This window comes from Citricoccus sp. NPDC079358 (assembly GCF_040702545.1).
In the GTDB taxonomy this organism is placed as follows: domain Bacteria; phylum Actinomycetota; class Actinomycetes; order Actinomycetales; family Micrococcaceae; genus Citricoccus.
Map to the genome: position 1 here is coordinate 282,846 of NZ_JBFBLI010000002.1, position 21,074 is coordinate 303,919.

The 21,074-nt window shown below is 66.9% G+C and carries 21 protein-coding genes and 1 pseudogene; 12 read left to right on the forward strand and 10 right to left on the reverse strand.

All coding sequences use genetic code 11. The annotated features are described in order from the left end of the window. The first annotated feature begins 27 nt into the window (after nucleotides 1–27). The 3 genes from leuA to AB0333_RS03685 are packed head-to-tail and all read left to right on the forward strand — an operon-like array spanning nucleotide 28 to nucleotide 3,460. The gene (leuA, locus tag AB0333_RS03675; RefSeq protein ID WP_366217383.1) at nucleotides 28–1,824 is read left to right on the forward strand and encodes a 2-isopropylmalate synthase; all 1,797 of its coding nucleotides are present in this window, start codon (nucleotides 28–30) and stop codon (nucleotides 1,822–1,824) included. Further along, nucleotides 1,824–2,636: a DNA repair protein RecO gene (gene recO / locus AB0333_RS03680; protein WP_366217384.1), complete on the forward strand. Its 813-nt coding sequence runs from the start codon at nucleotides 1,824–1,826 to the stop codon at nucleotides 2,634–2,636. The genes leuA and recO overlap by 1 nt, the downstream gene beginning before the upstream one ends. A gap of 17 nt (nucleotides 2,637–2,653) precedes the next feature. Then, a complete protein-coding gene (locus AB0333_RS03685) occupies nucleotides 2,654–3,460 on the forward strand; it encodes an isoprenyl transferase (protein ID WP_366217385.1) in 807 nt (268 codons plus the stop codon). Here AB0333_RS03685 and AB0333_RS03690 read toward each other — a convergent pair. Next, on the reverse strand, nucleotides 3,442–4,569 hold the full coding sequence (locus tag AB0333_RS03690; protein ID WP_366217386.1) for an alpha/beta hydrolase: 1,128 nt from the start codon (nucleotides 4,567–4,569) through the stop codon (nucleotides 3,442–3,444). The genes AB0333_RS03685 and AB0333_RS03690 overlap by 19 nt on opposite strands. Before the next feature lie 65 nt (nucleotides 4,570–4,634). On the opposite strand from AB0333_RS03690, the gene AB0333_RS03695 reads away from it, so the two are divergent. After that, entirely contained in the window at nucleotides 4,635–5,714 is a 1,080-nt protein-coding gene (locus AB0333_RS03695) for a quinone-dependent dihydroorotate dehydrogenase (RefSeq protein ID WP_366217387.1), read from the forward strand. Between the two features lie 49 nt (nucleotides 5,715–5,763). On the opposite strand, the gene AB0333_RS03700 is transcribed toward AB0333_RS03695, so the two are convergent. Continuing rightward, nucleotides 5,764–6,357: a DUF3043 domain-containing protein gene (locus AB0333_RS03700; RefSeq protein WP_366217388.1), complete on the reverse strand. Its 594-nt coding sequence runs from the start codon at nucleotides 6,355–6,357 to the stop codon at nucleotides 5,764–5,766. Nucleotides 6,358–6,432: 75 nt separating this feature from the next. Here AB0333_RS03700 and AB0333_RS03705 point away from each other — a divergent pair, with 75 nt between their 5' ends. The 5 genes from AB0333_RS03705 (at nucleotide 6,433) to AB0333_RS03725 (ending at nucleotide 11,687) form a co-directional block, all read left to right on the forward strand. Further along, nucleotides 6,433–7,860 carry a dipeptidase gene (locus AB0333_RS03705; RefSeq protein WP_366217389.1) on the forward strand — a complete coding sequence of 476 codons (1,428 nt, stop codon included), beginning with the start codon at nucleotides 6,433–6,435 and terminating at the stop codon, nucleotides 7,858–7,860. Nucleotides 7,861–8,014: 154 nt separating this feature from the next. Then, a complete protein-coding gene (locus tag AB0333_RS03710; protein ID WP_366217390.1) occupies nucleotides 8,015–8,407 on the forward strand; it encodes an iron-sulfur cluster assembly accessory protein in 393 nt (130 codons plus the stop codon). Nucleotides 8,408–8,704: 297 nt separating this feature from the next. Continuing rightward, nucleotides 8,705–9,580, forward strand: a complete 876-nt coding sequence (gene coxB, locus AB0333_RS03715; protein ID WP_366217567.1) for a cytochrome c oxidase subunit II — start codon at nucleotides 8,705–8,707, stop codon at nucleotides 9,578–9,580. Beyond that, nucleotides 9,580–11,289 carry a cytochrome c oxidase subunit I gene (gene ctaD, locus AB0333_RS03720; protein WP_366217391.1) on the forward strand — a complete coding sequence of 570 codons (1,710 nt, stop codon included), beginning with the start codon at nucleotides 9,580–9,582 and terminating at the stop codon, nucleotides 11,287–11,289. The genes coxB and ctaD overlap by 1 nt, the downstream gene beginning before the upstream one ends. Continuing rightward, nucleotides 11,286–11,687, forward strand: coding sequence for a cytochrome c oxidase subunit 4 (locus tag AB0333_RS03725; RefSeq protein WP_366217392.1), 402 nt, complete (start codon nucleotides 11,286–11,288; stop codon nucleotides 11,685–11,687). The genes ctaD and AB0333_RS03725 overlap by 4 nt, the downstream gene beginning before the upstream one ends. A gap of 86 nt (nucleotides 11,688–11,773) precedes the next feature. On the opposite strand, the gene AB0333_RS03730 is transcribed toward AB0333_RS03725, so the two are convergent. The 5 genes and pseudogenes from AB0333_RS03730 to AB0333_RS03750 form a co-directional block, all read right to left on the reverse strand. Beyond that, complete coding sequence (locus AB0333_RS03730) at nucleotides 11,774–12,091, reverse strand: hypothetical protein (RefSeq protein WP_366217393.1); 318 nt, start codon at nucleotides 12,089–12,091, stop codon at nucleotides 11,774–11,776. A gap of 460 nt (nucleotides 12,092–12,551) precedes the next feature. Further along, nucleotides 12,552–14,240, reverse strand: a complete 1,689-nt coding sequence (locus tag AB0333_RS03735) for a ubiquinol-cytochrome c reductase cytochrome b subunit (RefSeq protein ID WP_366217394.1) — start codon at nucleotides 14,238–14,240, stop codon at nucleotides 12,552–12,554. An 8-nt stretch (nucleotides 14,241–14,248) separates the two neighbouring features. Further along, nucleotides 14,249–15,325, reverse strand: a pseudogene (locus tag AB0333_RS03740) (Rieske 2Fe-2S domain-containing protein); the annotation flags it as partial. A gap of 67 nt (nucleotides 15,326–15,392) precedes the next feature. Continuing rightward, complete coding sequence (locus AB0333_RS03745) at nucleotides 15,393–16,196, reverse strand: cytochrome c (RefSeq protein ID WP_366217395.1); 804 nt, start codon at nucleotides 16,194–16,196, stop codon at nucleotides 15,393–15,395. Between the two features lie 97 nt (nucleotides 16,197–16,293). Continuing rightward, nucleotides 16,294–16,872, reverse strand: a complete 579-nt coding sequence (locus AB0333_RS03750; protein WP_366217568.1) for a heme-copper oxidase subunit III — start codon at nucleotides 16,870–16,872, stop codon at nucleotides 16,294–16,296. A 404-nt stretch (nucleotides 16,873–17,276) separates the two neighbouring features. Here AB0333_RS03750 and trpD point away from each other — a divergent pair, with 404 nt between their 5' ends. Continuing rightward, nucleotides 17,277–18,335: an anthranilate phosphoribosyltransferase gene (trpD, locus tag AB0333_RS03755; protein WP_366217396.1), complete on the forward strand. Its 1,059-nt coding sequence runs from the start codon at nucleotides 17,277–17,279 to the stop codon at nucleotides 18,333–18,335. 90 nt (nucleotides 18,336–18,425) lie between these two features. On the opposite strand, the gene AB0333_RS03760 is transcribed toward trpD, so the two are convergent. Further along, nucleotides 18,426–18,716, reverse strand: coding sequence for an Lrp/AsnC ligand binding domain-containing protein (locus AB0333_RS03760; protein WP_366217397.1), 291 nt, complete (start codon nucleotides 18,714–18,716; stop codon nucleotides 18,426–18,428). Between the two features lie 50 nt (nucleotides 18,717–18,766). After that, the gene (locus AB0333_RS03765; protein WP_366217398.1) at nucleotides 18,767–19,207 is read right to left on the reverse strand and encodes a DUF3054 domain-containing protein; all 441 of its coding nucleotides are present in this window, start codon (nucleotides 19,205–19,207) and stop codon (nucleotides 18,767–18,769) included. An 85-nt stretch (nucleotides 19,208–19,292) separates the two neighbouring features. Here AB0333_RS03765 and AB0333_RS03770 point away from each other — a divergent pair, with 85 nt between their 5' ends. Together AB0333_RS03770 and AB0333_RS03775 are read left to right on the forward strand one after the other, a co-directional pair. After that, a complete protein-coding gene (locus tag AB0333_RS03770; protein ID WP_366217399.1) occupies nucleotides 19,293–19,988 on the forward strand; it encodes a hypothetical protein in 696 nt (231 codons plus the stop codon). Between the two features lie 11 nt (nucleotides 19,989–19,999). Next, complete coding sequence (locus AB0333_RS03775; RefSeq protein WP_366217400.1) at nucleotides 20,000–20,575, forward strand: hypothetical protein; 576 nt, start codon at nucleotides 20,000–20,002, stop codon at nucleotides 20,573–20,575. Between the two features lie 10 nt (nucleotides 20,576–20,585). On the opposite strand, the gene AB0333_RS03780 is transcribed toward AB0333_RS03775, so the two are convergent. After that, nucleotides 20,586–21,065: a VOC family protein gene (locus AB0333_RS03780; RefSeq protein WP_366217401.1), complete on the reverse strand. Its 480-nt coding sequence runs from the start codon at nucleotides 21,063–21,065 to the stop codon at nucleotides 20,586–20,588. Nucleotides 21,066–21,074 lie beyond the last annotated feature (9 nt).

Consider the following 21,074-nt stretch of genomic DNA (forward strand, 5'->3'; position numbering starts at 1 on the left):
TTTCACGAAAGGCAGGCGTCCAGCCCCATGCGCAACTTCCAGAAGCCCTCCGGGATGAAGTTCCAGAAGTACACCCCCTTCCAGGACCAGATCGAGGTCCACCTGCCGGACCGCACCTGGCCGGACCAGGTCATCACCCAGGCACCCCGGTGGTGCGCGGTGGACCTGCGGGACGGCAACCAGGCCCTCATCGACCCCATGGGCCCGGACCGCAAGATGCGGATGTTCGAACTGCTCGTCTCCATGGGCTACAAGGAGATCGAGGTCGGCTTCCCCTCCGCCTCCCAGACCGATTTCGACTTCGTGCGGCAGCTGATCACCGAGGACCGCATCCCCGAGGACGTCACCATCCAGGTGCTCACCCAGTCCCGTGAGCACCTCATCGAGCGCACCTACCAGGCCCTTGAAGGCTGCCACCGGGCCATCGTGCACCTGTACAACTCCACCTCGGTGCTCCAGCGGCGCGTCGTGTTCCGCGAGGACATGGACGGCATCGTGGACATCGCCACCACCGGTGCCCGCCTGTGCCGGAAGTACGAGGAGCAGATGACGGGCACGGAGATCGTGTACGAGTACTCGCCGGAGTCCTTCACCGGCACCGAGCTGGAGTTCGCCGCCCGCATCTCCAACGCGGTCGGTGAGATCCTCGAGGCCTCCACGGACCGCCAGATGATCCTGAACCTGCCCGCGACCGTGGAGATGGCCACCCCGAACGTCTATGCGGACTCCATCGAGTGGATGCACCGCAACCTGGAGAACCGCAGCGGCATCATCCTCTCGCTGCACCCCCACAACGACCGTGGCACGGGCGTGGCCGCTGCCGAGCTGGGCTACATGGCCGGAGCGGACCGGATCGAGGGCTGCCTGTTCGGAAACGGGGAGCGCACGGGCAACGTGGACCTGGTGACCCTGGGCATGAACCTGTACAGCCAGGGGATCGACCCGATGATCGACTTCTCCAACATGGATGAGATCCGCCGCACCGTGGAGTACTGCAACCAGCTGCAGGTCGCGGAGCGCGTGCCCTACGGGGGAGATCTCGTCTTCACCGCCTTCTCCGGCTCCCATCAGGACGCCATCAAGAAGGGCTTCGAGTTCATGGACGCGGATGCCGCGGAGGCCGGCACCGACCGGGACGGCATCCCGTGGGGCGTCCCCTACCTGCCGATCGATCCGCAGGACATCGGCCGCTCCTATGAGGCCGTCATCCGGGTGAACTCGCAGTCCGGCAAGGGCGGCGTGGCCTACCTGCTCAAGAGCGAGCACAACCTCGACCTGCCGCGCCGCGCCCAGATCGAGTTCTCCCACGTCATCCAGAACATGGCCGACTCCCAGGGCGGGGAGGTCACCGGTGACCAGCTGTGGCAGGTCTTCCAGGACGAGTACCTGCCGGCCGAGTCCGACGCTGACCACACCTCCCGCTGGGGCCGGTACCGCCTCGGCTTCGTCAGTTCGAAGACGGAGGAGGACGGCAGCTTCACCATGACCGCCGAGGCGGAGGTGGATGGTGAGAAGCGTGAGCGCACCGTCACCGCCAACGGTCCGATCGCCGCCCTCGTGAAGATCTTCGCCGACGATGGCCTGGACATCCGGGTGCTGGACTACTCCGAGCACGCGCTGTCCGAGGGCGGATCGGCGATGGCCGCCGCCTACGTGGAGTGCGCAGTGGGGGACCGGGTCCTCTGGGGCGCCGGTCTGGACTACAACACCACCATGGCCTCGTTGAAGGCGGTCGTCTCCGCCGTCAACCGTGCCCTCCGGGACGATGAGGAATTGGCTCAGTCCGTGGCTGGTGTGGGGGTCGGGACGGACACCCGGGCCTAGTGTCCGGTTCGGGTGGACGCGCATCGGGGCGGGGAGGTGCGGGCTACGCGGCGAACAGCTACCGCACGCACGCCCTGGTCCTGCGCACCTACAAACTCGGTGAGGCCGACCGCATCATCGTGTTGCTGACCCCCGGCCACGGCCAGATCCGGGCCGTGGCCAAGGGGGTCCGCCGGACCACCTCCAAGTTCGGCGCCACCCTGGAACCCTTCATGCTCTCCCGGCTGCAGCTCGTGCGCGGACGGAACCTGGACATCATCACCCAGGCCGAGTCCGTCACTCCCTACGGTCAGTGGATCGCCCAGGACTACGACGCCTACTCGGCCGCCTCCGCCATGGTCGAGACCGCCGAGCGGCTGACCGAGAGTGACATCGGTGAGGTGGGCGGGCACGGTCATGGGGCGGAGGCGCCCAGCCAATACCGGCTGCTCCACGGGGCGCTGGCGGCCCTCGCCCGCGGTACCCACGCCCCCCGGTTGTTGCTGCACTCCTACCTGCTGCGGTCCCTGGCCACCGCCGGCTGGGCCGCCAGCTTCACCGCCTGCTCCAAGTGCGGAACGCCCGGGCCCCACCGTTCCGTGAACGTCACCCTCGGCGGCAGCGTCTGCGATGACTGCCGCCCGCCCGGCTCGGCCACGCCGGCTCCGGCCACCGTGGAACTGCTCGCCGCCCTGCAGTCGGGCCGCTGGGAGGTCGCCGACGCCGCGCCGGACCAGGCGCGCCGGGAGGCGGCCGGTATCGTGGCCGGGTACCTCCAGTTCCACCTGGAGCGCCACCTGAAGTCCCTGTCCGTCATGGACCAGAGCCCCTGAACCCGAGGACCGAGTACATGCCCTCCCGCCCCTCTGCCCGCCGGCCTGCCCTCGCCGAACCGTATCCACACCCGTCGGGGGCTCGGCCGCCGCAGATGGACCCACGGTTCATCCCACGCCACGTGGCCATCGTCATGGACGGCAACGGGCGGTGGGCCAACCAACGCGGACTGCCGCGCACCGAGGGCCACCGGGCCGGAGAAGCCGCCCTGCTGGACGTGATGGCCGGAGCCGTGCAGCTGGGGATCGAACACGTCTCCGTCTACGCGTTCTCCACCGAGAATTGGAAGCGGTCCCCGGAAGAGGTCCGCTTCCTCATGGGCTTCTCCCGGGACGTGTTGCGCCGCCAGCGGGACACCCTCGATGCGTGGGGCGTCCGGATCCGCTGGAACGGCCGCCGCCCCCGGCTGTGGACCTCCGTGGTCAAGGAGCTGGAGATCGCCGAGGAGCAGACCCGCGGCAACACCCGGTGCAACCTGACCATGTGCGTGAACTACGGGTCCCGCGCCGAGATCACCGATGCCGTCCAGGCCATCGCCCGCGAGGTCGAGGCGGGCCGGCTGACGTCCTCCGGGATCCGCGAGGAGACGATCGCCCGACACCTGGACGAGCCCGACGTTCCGGACGTGGACCTGTTCGTGCGCACCTCCGGCGAGCAGCGGCTGTCCAACTTCCTGCTCTGGCAGTCGGCCTACGCCGAACTCGTCTTCCTGGACACACTGTGGCCGGACGTCGACCGCACCACCCTGTGGGACGCGGTCGAGGTCTATGCCCGCCGCGACCGCCGGTACGGGGGCGCCGTGGATCAGGCGGGGCCCGCGTAGGTCCCCAGCCAGCGGAACATCTCGCGGGCGGCGTCACGCCGGATGGCCTGCGGTGACGCCATCACGTCATGCAGGGCACCGGTGTGCCGGACGACCGTGACGTGCCGGCCGAGCCGGGTGGCGCGCTGGGCCAGGATCTCCACGTCCAGCACGATGTCCGCGGCCGTCATGTCCTGGCGCCACCCCGCCGCGAAGACCGTGCGGTCCGAGAGCATCACGTAGACCGGCTCCGTCAGGCCCAGCCCGTCGGCCACGGCGGCGTGGCCCGTCATGACCGCCTTCAGCCAGCCACCGGGTACCTCGAAGGCGTACTGCGGACGCCACAGCGGGTGCAGGTCCCAATCGCCGTCGGCGGCGGAGGACACCGTGCGCCAGTAGTGGTCCACCCGGGGCAGCTTGAGGAAGTTCTTCGGCTGCAGCCGCACCACCGGGTCCAGGACGGCGGTGGCCATGTGGCGGACCAGCGCGGAGCCCTGCATCTCCAGCCACGGACTGTTCAGCACGAGCGCCCGCGCCCGGCCGGGGTGCCGGGACGCCCACAGTGAGAGGATGAGCCCGCCGGTGGAATGGCCCATCAGCACGGGGGGCCGCGGATGTTCGCGGCCGATGACCCGCAGGGCCTGGCCGATCTCGTCGTCATACACCTCGAGGCTGTCCGCCCACCCCGGCGTCTGCCCCGGCCGCAAGGAGCGGCCGTACTTGCGCAGGTCCAACGCGTGGAAGGCGTAGCCACGCTCCTCGAAGTGGCCGGCGAGCGGCGCGTTGTAGAAGTAGTCCGACCAGCCGTGGACGTACAACACCGGAATGCGCGACGTCGGCTGGGCGCCGTCAGCGCCCGGCTCGCCCGGTGCGCTGCCTGGCTCGACTGGGCCGGCACCCGTCGGCACGCGAGCCGGAGTGCGGACCGGAAGGGAGGCAGGGCTGCGAGCCGTCCGGACCAGGGTCGCCGCATTGGGGCCCTCCTCGTCCACCTCGAGGGGGATCGTCAGTCGCTCGAAGCCCTCCAGCAGGTCCGGAACCCACACCCCCGGCGGGGAATCGGTCAGGAGCGTGGCCTCCGTGGAGGGGGAGAAGGGGGTGTCCCCGGACGGCTGGTCGGTGGCGCTCATATCAACGCCATGCTAGGGCCGAAACGTGGGCCGGACCAGCACCGGAATCGTGGTTCCATAAGTGCATGACTGCTCTGCCGCGCGAGGCCCGCCTCTATCCCGCCTTCTTCAACACGTTCTTCAAGGGCATGGATGCCGAGAAGGCGCACCACGTGGGCTTCTCGATGATCCGCGCGGCGGAGTCCACCGGTGCCTCGGCGGCCCTGCGCCGGGCCACGCGGCCGGCGAAGGCGCTGACGACCCGGGTGATGGGCCTGGACTTCCCCTCGCCGTTCGGGCTCGCGGCGGGCTTCGACAAGCAGGGCGTGGGCACGGCGGCCCTGGCCGACCTCGGCTTCGGGCATATCGAGGTCGGCACCATCACCGGTGAGGCACAACCGGGCAATCCCGCGCCGCGGCTGTTCCGCCTGGTCGAGGACCAGGCGCTCATCAACCGGATGGGATTCAACAACGACGGTGCACGCGCCGTGGCCCCTCGGCTGAAGGCCACCCGGCAGACGCTGACCCGGCGTTTCGGCCGGCGTCGTCCGGTGCTCGGGGTGAACATCGGCAAGACCAAGGCGGTGGCCCTCGAGGACGCGACGCAGGACTACCTGGCCTCCACCGCGGCACTGGCCGTCCATGCCGACTATCTCGTGGTCAACGTGTCCTCACCCAACACGCCGGGACTGCGCCAGCTGCAGGACATCGAGGCCTTGGCTCCGCTCTTGGCGGCGGTGCGCCGGGAGGCGGACCGGACCACGGGCCGTCACGTGCCGCTGGCCGTGAAGATCGCCCCCGATCTGGCAGACGACGACGTGGACTCCGTCGCCGCGATGACCGTGGAGCTCGGCCTGGACGGGATCATCGCCACGAACACGACGATCTCCCGAGACGGGCTGGTCACGTCCGCTGCGGACGTGGAGGCCATGGGCGCTGGGGGCCTGTCAGGGGCTCCGCTGAGGGCACGGTCGTTGGAGGTGCTGACCCGGCTGCGCGGCGCGCTGCCGGACTCGGTGGCCCTGATCTCCGTGGGTGGTGTCACCAGCGGGGCGGACGTCCGTGAGCGGCTCGAGCTCGGGGCGGACCTGGTGCAGGGCTACACCGCGTTCCTCTACGAGGGACCGTTCTGGGCCGCCCGGATCAACCGGGAGCTGGCCCGGTAGCCGCGCTCCGGAGGCCATCGGCCGGGCCCCGGCAACCGTCCGGAGTGGATCAGTCGGGGAAGTGACCGCGCTTGGTCTGCGGCTTGGGCAGGCGCAGCTTGCGCAGCTGCATGGCCCGCATGACGCCGTACCAGCGCACACCACGCTCGACCTCGCCGAACTTCTCGGCCAGGCGCTTCTTCAGCTGGAAGGAGATGAGGACGCCCTCCAGCACCACCAGCAGCACGATGGCCCAGAGGGAGAAGGTCAGCCAGATCTGCAGATCGGACTGGGGCAGGAACGCCAGGAAGACGTAGACCAGCACGATCACCATGAGCCATTCGCCCACGCCGGTGCGGGCGTCCACCCAGTCACGCGCGTAGCGCTTCTGCGGGCCACGGTCGCGCAACGGCATGTTCCGCTCATCGCCGGTCTCCATGGCCACGCGCATCTTCTGGCGCTCGAGCGTCTCCGCGTCGCGGGCCGCCTTGCGGGCCGCCTTGCGATCGTCCGGCACCAGCGGGCGGCGGCGGGCGGCCTCCCGCTCCGCGCGCGTCGGCGTCGGCCCCTTCTTGGCCTGATGGCGCGCAGCCGTCTGCTCGGGGGTCTCGATCACGGGCGCCGACTCAGGGGCGGGGGTCTCGGTCTTCTTGCGTCCAAACACCCAGCCATTCTAGGCGGAGCCGAAACCTCCCGGAGTCACTGCTGTGACCGCTGTCATCTCGCTAGGCTGAGTCCCATGCCTGAGACGTCCCAGACCCCGCCCGCCCTGCCCCTCGATCCGGAGGCGGTGGCCCGCATCACCGCCGCCGTGGAGGAGCGACTGCCCCAGACCGTCGCCACGCTCAAGGAGCTCGTGGCCATTCCCGGGATCGCCTGGGACTCCTTCGACCGCACGCCGCTCGAGCGTTCCGCGCAGGCCGTCGCCGAACTCATCCGGTCGCTGGGACTGGAGGACGTGCAGATCCTGACGGAGACGTTGGTGGAGGCGAACGGCACGGAACGCCCGGGGGGACCGGCCGTCGTCGCGCGCCGTCCGGCACAACCGGGGAAGCCGACCGTGCTGCTCTACGCGCACCACGATGTCCAGCCGGTGGGGGAGCTGGCGCTCTGGCAGACGGAGCCGTTCACCGCCGTGGAGAAGGACGGCCGGCTCTATGGCCGCGGAGCGGCGGATGACAAGGCCGGGATCATGGTGCACCTCGCCGCCCTGCGGGCCGTGCTCGACGCCGGCGCCGACTCGGGCGTGGGCGTCACCTTCTTCATCGAGGGCGAGGAGGAAGCCGGATCGCCGACCTTCCGGACCTTCCTCGAACGACACCGTGACAAGCTGGCGGCCGACGTCATCGTGGTGGCCGACTCCGCCAACTGGAAGGTCGGTGTCCCGGCCCTGACCACCTCGTTGCGGGGACTCGTGGACGGCACCATCGGCGTCCGGGTTCTGGACCACGCCGTCCACTCCGGCATGTTCGGGGGCCCGGTGCTCGACGCCCCGACCTTGCTGGCGCGCCTGATCGCGACCCTGCATGACGAGGAGGGGAACGTGGCCATCGCCGGTCTCGAGCAGCAGCACCACTCGTCGATCGAGTACCCGGAGGCGGACTACCGCGCCGACTCCTCCGTGCTGGACTCCGTGCGGCTGGCCGGCACGGGGCCCCTCGCCGACCGCCTGTGGAACAAGCCCGCCCTGAGCATCATCGGTACGGACGTGACCCGGCTCGACGTCGCGTCCAACACCCTGCAGCCCGAGGCGCGTGCGAAGTTCAGTCTGCGCCTGGGCCCGGGCATGGATCCAGCCACGGCGATGGCTGCCGTGCGCGCCCATGTGGAGTCGGTCCGATCCACCGCGCTGCTGGGAGCGGAGGTCATCTTCGAGCCGGGGGAGTCCGGGCAGCCCTTCGCCACGGACACCTCCGCCCCCGCCGCCCGGACCATGATGGCGGCCCTCCGCGAGGCCTTCGGGACGGAGCCGGTCGAGGCGGGCATGGGTGGGTCCATCCCGTTCACCGCCGACCTCGTGGAGATGTTCCCGGAGGCGACCCTGCTGATCACCGGCGTTGAGGACCCGGATTCCCGGGCGCATTCGGCCAACGAGTCCCTGCACCTGGGCGACTTCCGACACGCCGTGCTGGCCGAGGCCCTGCTGTTGGCCGCCGTCGGTCACTGACCTAGACTCGACACACACCGAAGGTCTCGATCCGGTCGGCGGGAATGAACCGTCCGGACCGGGTGTTGGGACCGGGGAGAGTGGCCTCCGGGCCGCCCCACCGGTCGGCCCGTCGCCGAGCCGGGGGAGCACGCACGCAGACGAAGGAGCGAGCATGAGCGTTTCCGCAGAATCCACCGAGATCGAGATCCCGACTGCCCAGTCGGCAGAAGGCCTGGACGCCCACGAGGTCCAGTTGAGTGAGGTGGCCGCCACCAAGGTGCGCACCCTGCTCGAGCAGGAGGGCCGCACCGATCTCCGTCTGCGCGTCGCCGTGCAGCCGGGCGGTTGCTCCGGACTGATCTACCAGCTCTACTTCGATGAGCGGGTGCTGGACGGCGACACGTTGCGAAACTTCGACGGCGTCGAGGTCATCGTGGACAAGATGAGCGTGCCGTACCTCAGCGGCGCCTCGATCGATTTCGAGGACACCATCTCTAAACAGGGCTTCACCATCGACAACCCGAACGCCGGCGGCTCCTGTGCCTGCGGTGATTCCTTCCACTAGGTCTTCAGTACCACGCGACGTCGGGCGTCCGAGCCAGGAATTGGTTCGGATGCCCGACTTTTTTTGCGTGTCATAGGGCAGACGACCAGGGCGGTAAGCTCTACAGTAGGTAGTAAACCTAGGGGTCCCCCTGTGGCTTTGCCGCTCCAATGCAGACATCGTCTGGACGGTGCGCGGCCACGGGAGGCATTCGCACTCGAGATTGAAGAGGAAGGGCCGTCTGTGAGATCGCAGAATCAAGCCGGCAGCCGTGGCAGGCGTCTCCTGAAGGGGGGAGCGCTTGCCGTCATGGCAGCCATGGTCCTGTCCGGTTGTTCGGAGCAGGTTCAACGAGGATTCCTGCCCGGATCGCGGGACACCACCAACCAGACCGCGCAGGTGACCGACCTGTGGGTCAACTCCTGGATCGCAGCCCTGATCGTGGGCATGGCGGCCTGGGGCATGATGCTCTGGTGCATGGTCGCCTACCGTCGGCGGAAGCATGACAGGGGCTACCCGCGTCAGATGGCGTACAACGTCCCGATGGAGACGCTGTTCACCGTCGTGCCGATCATCATGGTGCTGACCCTGTGGGGCTTCACCGACCGCGTCCAGCGTGAGATCGACACCCCGGTGGAAGATTCGCCGCTGACCGTCGAAATCTACGGCAAGCAGTGGGCCTGGGACTTCAACTACAGCTACGAGGGCGAAGAGAAGAACTACCAGGGCGTCCAAGCGCAGTTCGACGGCACCGAAGGTGTCGAAGAGACCCTGCCGACCCTGTACCTGCCGGTCGACGTTCCGGTCGAGTTCGAGCTGAAGTCGCGTGACGTCATCCACTCGTTCTGGGTCCCCGCGTTCCTGCGCAAGCTGGACCTAATTCCGGGCAAGACGAACTACATGTACCTCACGCCTCAAGAGGAGGGTAGATTCCAGGGCAAATGCGCGGAGCTCTGCGGCGAGTACCACTCGGAGATGCTCTTCAACGTCGAGGTGGTCTCCGAGCAGGAATTCATCTCGCAGCTGTCCCAGATGGAGGACGGCCACGTGGGGGACGAGTACAACCGCAACCCGAACCAGCATGAGGGTGGCGCCCGGAATCAGGAGAACCCGGTTCAGGGTGACGGAACCACCCGCGAGGACGCGGGTGGCCCGACCGGTGGCGAAGACCTGAATGGCGAGGGAGACAATTGATGACCACCTACGAATACGCCACGGATGAAGCCGCCGAGGCTCAGCCTCGGGTCGTGCCGGAGTCCAAGGGCAAGATCGTCGTCAACTGGATCACCAGTACAGACCATAAGACCATCGGGTACATGTACCTGATCGTCTCCTTCCTGTTCTTCTGCATCGGCGGCGTCATGGCGCTGTTGATCCGCGCCGAGCTCTTCGAGCCGGGCATGCAGCTGTTGCAGACCAAGGAGCAGTACAACCAGCTGTTCACCATGCACGGCACGATCATGCTGCTGATGTTCGCCACCCCGCTGTTCATCGGCTTTGCCAACGTCATCATGCCGTTGCAGATCGGTGCACCGGATGTGTCCTTCCCGCGGCTGAACGCCCTGGCCTTCTGGTTCTTCCTGTTTGGTTCCATGATCGCCGTGGCCGGCTTCCTCACCCCGCAGGGTGCCGCGTCCTTCGGCTGGTTCGCCTATGCGCCGCTGTCCAATACCACGTATTCGCCGGGAGTGGGCGGTGACCTCTGGGTCTTCGGCCTCTTCCTGCAGGGCTTCGGCACGATCATGGGTGGCGTCAACTTCATTACCACCATCCTGACGATGCGCGCTCCGGGTATGACGATGTGGCGCATGCCGATCTTCACCTGGAACACCCTGATCACCGCCATTCTCGTGATCATGGCCTTCCCCCCGCTGGCGTCGGCACTGGCCGGACTGGGCCTGGACCGTCGTTTCGGAGGGCACATCTTCGATCCGGAGAACGGTGGCGCCATCCTGTGGCAGCACCTGTTCTGGTTCTTCGGCCACCCCGAGGTCTACATCATCGCGTTGCCGTTCTTCGGCATCGTCTCCGAGATCATCCCGGTCTTCAGCCGCAAGCCGATCTTCGGCTACAAGACGCTGGTCTTCGCCACCACGTCCATCGCCGCACTGTCCGTGACCGTGTGGGCACACCACATGTACGTCACCGGCTCCGTGCTGCTGCCGTTCTTCTCGCTGATGACCATGCTGATCGCCGTTCCGACGGGCGTGAAATTCGTCAACTGGATCGGAACCATGTGGCGGGGCTCGATCACGTTCGAGACCCCTATGCTCTGGAGCCTCGGCTTCATGGTCACGTTCCTGTTCGGTGGCCTGACCGGTGTCATTCTGGCCTCGCCGCCGCTGGACTTCCAGGTCTCCGACACCTACTTCGTGGTGGCACACTTCCACTACGTCGTCTTCGGCACCGTGGTGTTCGCCATGTTCGCGGGCTTCTTCTTCTGGTGGCCCAAGTTCACGGGCAAGATGCTTAACGAGCGCCTGGGCAAGATCCAGTTCTGGATGCTGTTCATCGGCTTCCACGGCACGTTCCTCATCCAACACTGGCTGGGTGTCATGGGCATGCCCCGCCGTTACGCCGACTACATGGTCGAGGACGGCTTCACCATGATGAACCAGTTCTCCACGATCTTCTCGTTCGTCCTGGGTGCCTCCCTGATCCCGTTCTTCTGGAACGTCTACATCACGGCGCGCAAGGGCAAGAAGATCACCGTGGACGATCCCTGGGGCTTCGGTGGCTCCCTGGAGTGGGCCACGTCCTGCCCGCCCCCGCGCCACAACTTCCACTCCTTGCCGCGCATCCGCTCGGAGCGTCCGGCACTGGATTTGCACCACCCGGAACTGTTGCCGACGTCCCCGCAGCATGAGCCCGAGGTCTTCGGAGAAAAGGCGGCTGCCAAGTGAGAACCAACGTCAAGCTGTTCACGATCCTCGGCGTCTTCCTGATCGTCGTGGCCACGGTCTACGGCTTCTGGGTGCGGTGGACCGAGTGGGCTGGCATCCCGGCCCTCTACGCCGTGGCTGGCCTGTCTCTGATGGTCGCCGTCTTCCTGTGGCTCACCGAACGCAAGTTCGGTCAGGGCCCGGATGACGATGAGCATGGTGAGATCTCGCAGTACGCCGGCACCTACGGCAGCTTCGCTCCGTGGAGCTGGTGGCCGCTGGGCCTCGGCCTGGCGTGTGCCGCACTGGTGCTGGGGCTTGCGATCGATGCCTGGATCTCCTTCATCGGCGTCGGCGTGGGGATCTATTTCCTGGTCGGCTGGGTCTTCGAATACTCCAAGGGCGATCACGCGCACTGATCCCTTTGAGCCGCGGTAGCGGCCCTAGAAACGGCTGAGGCCGGGAAACCCTGAGGGGTCTCCCGGCCTCAGCCGTTTCGTCGTCTTCAGGGTCGGCGGCCGAGGACGAGGCGGGGGAGCCAGAGACACCGATCCCCGTCTCGGCCTGCGAGGGTGGCCACCATCTTGGGGCCAGCAGCGTCCATGAGGCCATAGAAGCCCCTCAGCAGCGTGATCAGCCACCCCGGCGGGTCCAGTGCGCGGACGACGGCGGCGGCGTTGCTGGCGTGGATCTGGACGGGGTTCATCCTGGGCCATCCGGTGGGATGGACCCGGTGGCCGTCGATCAGTGCAGCGGACCGGGACGCGGTCACGTGATCCACGGTGACGGTCTTGCGGCAATCGTCCAGGACGTCGCTCGGCACTCTGCCGATCCGGTGCAGCACCGCTGACGTGCCCGCTGATGCTGACCAGGGGTCTTCAGGGGTCTCCAGGGGCCTCTAGGGGTCTCCACGGACCTCAGGGAAGCCCTCGCGGACTGCTGGCGTGGGGACCGACGAGGGGCCTGATGTCCGCAGCCAGCCCGATGACCGCAGCCAGGAAGCTCAGCTGTCCGCCAGCAGGACAGGACGTGCCCGCCGTAGGGCAGCTGTCGCCCGGTCCTTCAGCACGGCGGTGACGTCAGGTCGTCCACCCATACCAGCGCCTCCGAGTGTCTTCCGTCGTCCGCTCTCGGCGCCCCATGCCGGTCGGTGGGTCCGGTGGTCACGTAGGAGGCACTCTGGGCGGCCGTGACAGCACGGCGTCATCACTTGGAGCGGATGCACACGCGGACAGCAGAAGGGCCCCACGGTGGTGGGGCCCTTCTGCTGTGGAGATCCGCGGTCAGTGACCGATGGAGGACTGGCTGTCCTGGCCTTCCACGGCGCTCGGAACGTCCGAATGATCGTGGGTCTTGGCCTCGGCCAATTCCTCACGGGTCACCGGCGCAACTCGCTCCTCGTAGAACCAGCGGTTGAACTTGGCCCGCTGCTTCTCTGCGGCCTTGATCTTGCCGTCACGACCTGGCTGGGCCGGAACCGGTTTCTTGTTCTCGAAGCTCACGAGCTTGTAGAGGCGGTAGTCGTCCAGGCGCTCATGGCGCTCACGGAACTCGCCCTCCGGCGTCATCTCGATGACACCGGCCTCGCGACCATGCAACACGATCTCGCGGTCCTTGCGCTGCAGGGCCAGGCACACGCGCTTCGTGATGATGAAGCCGATGAACGGACCGAAGACGAAGAGTGCGCGCAACCAGTACGTCACGTCGTTCAGCGAGACCGAGAAGTGCGTGGCGATCAGGTCGGAGGAGGCCGCAGCCCACATGACGCAGTACCAGATGATGCCGGCCACACCGACGCCGGTGCGGGTCGGGGCGTTGCGCGGACGGTCCAGGATGTGGTGCTCGCGGTTGTCCTTGGTGACCCACCGTTCGATCCACGGCCAGCCGAACATGACGGTGAAGAGGATGCCGGCAGGAACCAGGGCGGGCAGCAGGACGCCGAGTGCGAGGGTATTGGTGCCCCAGGGGAAGGGAATATCCCACTTGAAGGAGAAATCACCTAGCCAGCCCGGCATCAGGCGCAGGGCGCCGTCGACGAAGCCGATGTACCAGTCCGGCTGGGTGCCTGCCTGGACGGGGGAGGGATCATAGGGGCCGTAGTTCCAGATCGCGTTGATGGTGAAGAAGCCACCGAGCAGGGCCACCACGCCGAACACGATGAAGAAGAAGCCACCGGCCTTGGCTGCGTACACCGGGCCGACCGGGTAGCCGACGACGTTGTTCTCGGTGCGGCCCGGGCCGGGGTACTGGGTGTGCTTGTGCACCACGACCATGAACAGGTGAATCACGATCATCAGCAGGATCAGGGCCGGAACCACGAGCACGTGCAGGATGTAGAGGCGCCCGATGATGTCATCGCCGGGGAACTCGCCGCCGAAGAGGAAGAAGGAGATGTAGGTGCCGATGACGGGGATGGCTTTCACCACGCCGTCGATGATGCGCAGGCCGTTGCCGGAGAGCATCTCATCGGGGAGTGAATAGCCGGTGAAGCCGGCGGCCAAGCCCAGGATGAGCAGCGTGCAGCCGACGACCCAGTTCAGCTCGCGGGGGCGACGGAAGGCGCCGGTGAAGAACACGCGGAGCATGTGCACCGACATCGCCGCCACGAACAGCAGGGCCGCCCAGTGGTGGACCTGGCGCATGAAAAGGCCGCCGCGGATGTCGAACGAGATGTCGAGGGCCGAGGCATAGGCCACGGACATCTCCACGCCGTAGAGCGGCTTGTAGGAGCCCTCGTACGTGGTGTGGGCCATGGACGGGTCGAAGAACAGCGTCAGGAAGGTGCCCGACATCAACAGGATGATGAAGGTGTAGAGGGCGACTTCGCCGAACATGAAGGACCAGTGGTCCGGGAAGATCTTGCGGCCGAACTCCTTGACCATGGGGGACAGCCCGGCACGGGTGTCCATGAAGTTCGCGATCTTCCCCGTCGGGGTCGAGGCCTGGTATTCGTTGGTGGTTGAGGTGCTCATGAGTATCAGCCACGCTCCCAATATGCCGGTCCAACGGGCTCATGGAAATCGCTTCGAGCGACCAGGAAGCCCTCTTCGTTTACTCTGATCGGCAACTGCGGCAGCGCGTGGCCTGCCGGGCCGAAGATCACCTTGCACTCCCGCGCCAGGTCGAAGGTCGACTGGTGGCAGGGGCACAGCAGGTGGTGGGTGTGCTGCTCGTACAACGCGACCGGGCAACCGACGTGCGTGCAGACCTTGGAGTACGCGACGATGCCGTCGACATTCCAGTTCTCCCGTTCGGGGGAGACCTGCATGTCTTCGGGGTTCATGCGCATGAGCAGCACGACGGCCTTGGCCTTCTGGTTGAGCATCTCGTGCGGCTCGAGCTCGTTGAGTCCCTCGGGGATCACGTGGAACGCGGAGCCGATGGTGACATCGGAGGCCTTGATCGGGGTGCCGGTGGGGTCGCGCACGAGGCGGACATCGGTTGCCCACATGGTGTGCCGCAGTCGCTCCGGACCGAAGTTCTCGGTCGCCAGGTCGCTGCGGTTGTCCGTGTCGTCCAAGTCCCTGAAGATGGCGATGGCGGGCAGGATGGCGAGGACGCCGGCGCCAATGAGGGTGTTGCGCAGCAAGGGGCGGCGCTTCACCTGAGTCTCGTCGACGATGTCCTCGATCATGCCGACGGCGATCTGGCGATCGGCTTCGGTGCGGACCTCGTGGCGCAGCTCGGTGGTCTCGTGGTCAGGCATCAGGGTCTTGGCCCAGTGCACGATGCCGACGCCGATGCCCAGCATGGCGAAGGCGGTACCGAGTCCGAGGAGCATGTTCTGCAGGCGGACTGTGGCGACGGGAGTGTCAGGGCCGATCTGTCCGACCACGAAGTAGCCCACGAAGAACACGAGCGTTCCCACGATGGAGATGCCGAACAGGAAGGCGACCTGGCGCTCCGCGCGCTTGGCGGCCTTCGGGTCCTCGTCTGCCAGTCGCGGGCGATGCGGCGGGAGACCCGGGTTGTCGATAGCGTACTTACCCGACTCCTCCACACCGGCGTGCTCAACGGCGCCCGTGTGCTCCGGGCCTCCGTGGCTTTGCTCAGACATAGATCTGAATCCTTTACTTGAGTGATGTGACGTTGTGTGTGACCGGCGCCCCCACGGCGCCGTCAGGTCAGGAGGACCGCGTGGTCAGCCAGACCATGAAGCCGATGAGCACGGCGAGCCCTCCGGTCCAGACCAGGAGGCCTTCGGACACGGGGCCCAGCGAGCCGAGGGAGGCGCCGCCCGGGGAGCCCTGGCTCTCGATCTGCTTGAGGAAGGCGATGATGTCCCGCTTGTCCTCCGGCTTGATGTTGGCGTCACTGAAGACGGGCATGTTCTGTGGGCCGGTGATCATGGCCTCGTAGATGTGCTGTTCGGAGACGCCGGCCAGGGACGGAGCATACTTGCCTCGAGTGAGCGCACCGCCGGCAGCAGCCGCGTTGTGGCACATCGCGCAGTTCACACGGAACAGCGTGCCGCCATTGCCCAGGTCCACGTCTTCGCTGTCGGTGTCCAGGTACTGCTCGTCCGGGATGGCCGGCCCGGCACCGAGGGAGGCGACATAGGCGGCCAGCTGAGCGGTCTGTTCGTCACTGAACTGATTCGGCTTGGCCTGGGCCTGTGGTCCCTGCATCTGCATCGGCATGCGTCCGGTGCCGACCTGGAAGTTGACGGAGGCGGCGCCGACCCCGACGAGGGTCGGTCCGTCCTCGGTGCCGACGGCTCCGATGCCGTGGCAGGTAGCGCAGTTGGCGTTGAACAGCTTCTCGCCCTCGGTGATGTCCTCTGCGCTGTAGCTAGAACCCGTGTTGGAGGCCTGGGCCTGGTTCATGGTGCTGGCGACGGAGTAGAGGCCGCCAGTGATGAGAAGTCCCAGAAGCAGCAGCGCGAGCCCGGCGACGGGGTGGCGCCGTTTCTGTGAAAGTGCCTTCACGGTTGGTTCCTAACGTTTCTTTTGTGACCGGAGGAGGGTGACGTTCCGAATCCGGTCTACCTCGATGTGGTGCGGGTGTGCCGGGAGGACGGCTGGCCTATTTCAGGAAGTAGACGATGGCGAAGAGGGCGATCCAGACAACATCGACGAAGTGCCAGTAGTAGGAGACGACGATGGCCGAGGTCGCCTCGTGGTGACCGAAGCGCTTGGACAGGTAGGCGCGTCCGATGATGAAGAGGAAGGCGATGAGTCCGCCGGTCACGTGGATGGCGTGGAAGCCGGTCGTGATGTAGAAGGCCGAGCCGTAGGCGCTGGCGTCAATCGTGATGCCGTGGGAGACGAGCACCGCGTACTCGTAGCACTGCACGGAGACGAAGATCGCACCCATGATGAAAGTCAGGATGAACCACTCGACCATGCCCCAGCTCTTGAGGGCGAGCAGACCTCCGGTGCGGCGCGGCTGGAGGCGCTCGGCAGCGAACACGCCGGCCTGGGCCGTGAAGGAGCTGGCCACGAGAATCAGGGTGTTCACGAACGCCAGGGGAACGTTCAGGTCCGCGGTGCTCTCGGCCCACAACTCGGGGGAGGTGGACCTCAAGGTGAAGTACATGGCGAAGAGGCCACCGAAGAACATGAGCTCGCTGGAAAGCCAGACCATGGTGCCCACTTGCACCATATTGGGTCGGCTGGGGAGCCCTGTTGCGGGCCGGGGGAGGGCATGGGTTGCAGTCGTCACCCAGCCATTATGGCCCTAAAACACCCCACGGCTCCAATGCGACGAACGTTTCGGCGTTTCACGTTCTTCCCGGGTTGATCGATTTCCCACACAGTTCGCCATGAATGTCCAGCAATCTCGCAGGATTGCAGGTCAGTGGTTGTTTCGCTCCGGACGGGCCACCGGGTTACGAGTCATGACTATGTCCTAATGCAGGCCGCCAGGGAAGAGGGACGGGAATACTGGCTGGGAGGTGCTCGACGCCGGTCTCAGCACTATCCGCCCGCAGCAGAGAATATGACCCGCGCCACGTCGACTGCAACAGGCGGTCGCACACCTCAGGGATCTCGCGGCGCAGGGATAGCATGATTCGCGTGAGTACTTCGTCGACTGCATCCCTGTCCTGGCCCTCCGTCTTCGGGCGCCTGGTGTCCCGTCAGGACCTCACCACCGACGAGGCCATGTGGGCAATGCGGGAGATCATGTCCGGCAATGCCACGGATGCGCAGATCGCCGGATTCCTGGTGGCCCTCGCCGCCAAGGGGGAGACGGTCGGGGAACTGCTCGGCCTGACCCAGGTCATGTTGGACAACGCGGTACACCTTGAGGTTCCGGGGGAGACCTTGGACATCGTCGGTACCGGCGGAGACAAGCTCGGGACGGCCAATATCTCCACGATGTCGTCGCTGGTGGCTGTGGGCGCGGGAGCAACGGTCGTCAAGCATGGCAACCGTGGTGCCTCCTCCACGGCGGGGGCCGCCGATGTGATCGAGGCTCTCGGTGTCGACTTGTCCATGTCAGTGGACAAGGTGCTCGAATGTGCCACGACGGCGGGGATCACCTTCCTGTTCGCGCAGGGGTATCACCCCTCCATGAAGTACGTGGCCCCGGCGCGCAAGCAGCTGGGAGTGCCGACCGTCTTCAACTACCTCGGACCGCTGACCAACCCCTCCGGTGTGCGTGCCCAGGCGCTGGGATGCGCCAGTGCCCGCATGGCGCCGTTGCTGGCCGGTGTGCTCGCCGACCGTGGACTGCGCGGACTCGTCTTCCGCGGCAGCGACGGCCGGGACAAGATCACCACGTCCGGCCCGTCGACGATCTTCGAGATCCGCGAGGGTGTCGTGACCGAACATGAACTCCACCCGCAGGACTTCGGGATCGACCTGGCGGGCGTCGAGGCCCTGGCTGGCCGGGATGGCCAGCACAACGCCGGGATCGTCCGCGACCTGCTGGCAGGCCGGGCGGGCCCGATCAGGGACGCGGTGCTGCTCAACTCCGCCGCGGGCCTCACCGCCTTCGACACCGCGGCGGAGGGGCACCTCTTCGACCGGATCAAGGCCAACATGGTGCGGGCGGCAGAATCGATCGACTCCGGCGCGGCCCAGGGGGCCCTGGACTCCTGGGTGCAGGTCTCACACTCCTGAGTCCCCTTGCCCCGGTCGCCTTGCGGCTCCGGAATCGCCCGCATCGCCGGGATGCGTTGGTGGCGGGGTGCCCCGAGGGGCCCGGGATCGCTACTGCTCGATGTTCTCGAAACCGAGGGCGAAGCCCTCTTCCAGGTCATGGCGAGAGTAGGCGCGGAAGGCGAGCATGGTCTCGGTGTCCCGGATGCCCTCCACCTTGGACATCTGATCTGCGATGACGTCAGCCAGGTCGTCGTACTGACGTAGACGCACCATGGCCACGAGGTCCCAGTTCCCCGTCACCGAGTAGACGGACGTGACACCGTTCAAGTCGGCCAACTGCTCCGCGCACTCCGGGATGCGGTTCGGGTCGGTCTTGATCATGACGAAGGCTGTCACCATCGTGTTCCTCCTGGGTGGTTCGGTTGGTCCCGTCTGGTCTCCAGCCCATCCTAGGACCGGGTTCGGCGTCGCCACCGCAGGATCAGTGCGGTGACGGCGCGGCGGCCCAGCAGGAGCACGGCCAGGGCGCCCGCCGTCACCGCCTGGAATGCCAGAGCCGCCGTGCCACCGAAGGCCACTCGCAGGGCGAGGCCGCCCACCACGGTCACCAGCCACACCACGACGCCGGCCGGCCAGATCTGCGCCCAGGTGCGGTGCGGGCGCGTGACGGCGGTGGCGATGGCCCAGGCCAGCAGGAAGGGAAGCGCCGTGAAGAGAAGACCGCCGAGGTCCATGCCGGACTCGTGGGTCTTGCGCCCCTGCGCGGCGAAGAGGACGATGAGCACCGCGTCCAGCGTCAGGGTCATCCACATCCACGGTGAGGTCCGAGGGGGCATGTTCAGCGTCGTCGGCGCGTCGGCCGCGGATGGTGTCGTGGAGGAGGCAGGCATCCCTCCACTCTAACCGCGCCCAGCAAGACAAAGCCTGATCCTTGTGTACGTCTATACCAGGTGCTAGCTTTGTGAAATGTTCGTGATGACGATGGATCAGCGTGCTTCCAGCCGTGGGCCGGATCGGGTGACCGCCCTCATCGAGGGGCTCGTGGAGCAAGAGGCGGACGACTCAGGCCGTGGAATCGTCCGTCCGTTCCAGCGCACGGCCGGGGACGAGGTGCAGGGTGTGGTGGATCGCGCCGAGACCGTGGTGGGCATCGCCCTCTCGGCGGCGCGGTCAGGTCATTGGAGCGTGGGAATCGGGGTGGGTCAGGTGCGCCAGCCCCTGCCGGAGGAGACCCGCGCCGGTGCCGGGCCTGCCTTCGAGTACGCCCGCGTCGCCGTCGAGCGGGCCAAGCACTCGCCCGGTCGGGTGGCCGTGGCCGGGCCCGTCGTCATCGGTGGCTCGACTGACCCCACCGACTCCGCTGATTCATCCACCGCGGCTGCTGTGGGGGATGAGTCGTCCGAGCTGTTGGAGGCGATCGAGGCGAGCCTGCAATTGCTGGCCGAACTCGAGCATCGGCGCAGCGAGGAGGGACAGGACGCCGGGCGGCTGATGGACGCCGGCAAGACCCAACGTGAGGCCGCTCGCGAGTTGGGTGTCACGCAGCAAGCCGTGAGTTCCCGGCTGCGTACGGGCCTGTGGGGTGAGTCCCGTCGTCTGGCGTCCGTGGTCTCTGGCATGCTGGAGCGCGTTGACCGGTTGGTCGATGGCGGAGGTGGATCAGGGGGGTAGAGATGACAGGCATGGCAGTGACGTCAGTGGCCCTGCTGGTGGTGTCCGGCCTCGTCGCGGTGCCCCAGTATCTCGAGCGATGGCGGGGAACGCCGAGCCGCCCACAACTCTGGTTGTACTGTTCCGCGTTAGTCCAAATCCTCCTGTTGGGCGCCGCCGCCGTGGTGGCGCTGCTCTCTGGCGGGGGAGCGGGGTGGGCTGTCTCCGCGCCGTTGGCCGTTCTCGCCGCAACGGTGGGGGGCGGTTCCCCCACGGTGGCGATCTTGCGGCTGTCCTTCAACGCGTCCCACCCGGAGCATCAGCGGGTTCTGACGGGACCGGAGGGCGAGCAGGTCTTCAACGAGGAGATCAACGCGCAGCCCGTCTTGCGCGGTGGGGCGTGGATCGGTGTCCTCGAGCGATTGGCTGTGGCCTCAACGCTGATCATGGGCTGGCCCGAGGGGCTGGCGATCATCCTGGCGGTGAAGGCTCTGGGCCGGTATTCGGAACTGGGCAAGTCTGGTGCGGCCGAACGTTTTATCCTCGGGACCTTCGCGAGCCAGCTGTGGGCGTGCGCCTGTGTGGGCGTGGCCGTTCTACTGGCGTGACGCCCAGCACCTAGAGACAGAATTCGTTGCCCTCCGGATCCTGTAGAACAGTCCAGGTCCACGGACCTTGGCGTCCCGTGCCGACCTGCGTGGCACCCAGATCGATCAGCCGCTGCAGTTCACCCGTGCGGCGTTCATCATCAGCACCGGGTTCTCGCAGGTCCCAGTGGACCCGGTTCTTGACAGACTTGGATTCGGGGACGGCCTGGAAAAAGATGCGTGGCCGATCGCCCCCGCGTTCAGCGTCCCCGGGTGGGTTGATGGCGGCGCCGGTCGCCCATACCAACCGGCCACCGTGAGTCGTGGTCTCGGCGTCGCTGGCGTGGCCTTCGGCCACCATGCGGCGGATGAAGTCCTCGTCCTGGGCCTCGACCTCCCAGCGAAGGGCCTCGGACCACCAGTCGGCGAGTTCATGTGGGCGCGCACTGTCAACGCAGAGCTGGAGGCCGTAGGCGGGCCCTGCGGAACTCGGGGATGGATCAGTGGTCATCGCCACAGC